This is a genomic window from Candidatus Symbiopectobacterium sp. NZEC135, from assembly GCF_025962695.1.
Genome location: NZ_JAGFPF010000558.1, coordinates 1 through 1,219, shown reverse-complemented (window position 1 = coordinate 1,219; position 1,219 = coordinate 1). Strand labels below are relative to the sequence as shown.

Sequence of the window (1,219 nt, the reverse complement as noted above, 5' to 3'; positions counted from 1 at the left end):
CAAGTCAATAGGGCCTCTGATTGAGGGAAATAGCAGTATCCTGGCGTTTCCTTCTAATCCTTTCAGCAGCTTGAGCTCTGCATCTCTCAGTTCCACCAGCAGTTGACTTCTGCTTTCTTGAGCCTTCTCTTTTTCATCCCGGTTTACCCGACGGATTGCCAATACACGCCTGTTGACCATAAGGGGTTTAAGTCGTGTATCACGAATAGATTTTGCGGGAGAGATGATGTCCTCACTTCCGTTATCGTCTTGGCGGAGTCCATATGCGAGATAGATATCCACACTGGCACCTGACTTTACATTGTTTAGCAGATAATTATCAGAAGCATCTAACTCAAAAGGATAACGCACATTCCCTGGTGTGATAAACATGGCAATATAATCATCGCTTCCGGGTTCAACCAACGCGGTTGGCTGAAGATAACTGTCTTTGGCTACCGCACTTTTAAGTGCCCAATGCGTCAGGTCATTTTCCATTATATTGAACTGCATCTCTGTGCTTTCAGGTGATACAGATATATTTTTCAATTGAAAATCATCTTTCTTCAGAATACTGTTGGCAGCCAGATCGCGCTGGGCGACGGCCACGATAATGGTTTCTGTTAAAGAATGCGCCTGCATTTCACTCGCTCCTGATGCTGGCGTATGTGCGGATTTTATATAGAATAAAATACCTATACCACCAGTCAGGATCATTAATATATAAATAATCAGTGCGCTCTTTTTCATTTCAACGCTAATCCGCTCTCGCTAATGTTATAAAATAATTATAAGGTATAACACAAATTATAAAGCGCACTCTTACTTTTAACATATAGCTACCGCATGCGCATTAATACAATAAATACGGTTGAAATAGGCACCCTATATATACATGCATATATAAAGTACCTAATTTCATATTCACCTATCGCTAATACCTTTCAGAGGGTAATTATTAGCCTCAACTCTATTTTCCAGGTATAGACGACTCGACCGTGGTTTTGATTTTTTCAAAGACAGCAGTCAACATTCCTTTAACCGGACCTTCATCGCCGAAAATAACCGTAACCACCGCAGCAACGCCCGCCGCTACAATAGCATATTCAACAGCAGTCACACCCCGCTTGTCTTTTCCAAAGCGACGCACAGTCTCAGTAAAATACACATAACTCGCGATAGACTTCCCCTGAACGTAGCTTACTAAAGAATACATATCCAATCACCTCCATTTATTGAT

The 1,219-nt window shown here is 41.7% G+C and carries 2 protein-coding genes; both read right to left on the bottom strand.

Features of this window, described 5'->3' with window-relative positions:
• Window positions 1-729, bottom strand: a 729-nt coding sequence (locus tag J5224_RS28770) for a hypothetical protein (RefSeq protein WP_264628507.1), incomplete at its 3' end; no start/stop codon positions are given.
• 220 nt (window positions 730-949) lie between these two features.
• Window positions 950-1,195 (bottom strand): Flp family type IVb pilin, encoded by a 246-nt coding sequence (locus J5224_RS28765; RefSeq protein WP_264628506.1) that lies wholly within the window; start codon window positions 1,193-1,195, stop codon window positions 950-952.
• Window positions 1,196-1,219 lie beyond the last annotated feature (24 nt).

Excerpts from the sequence above, each read along its gene's own strand:
- J5224_RS28765 (WP_264628506.1), bottom strand. The coding sequence starts at position 1,195 with ATGTATTCTTTAGTAAGCTACGTTCAGGGGAAGTCTATCGCGAGTTAT.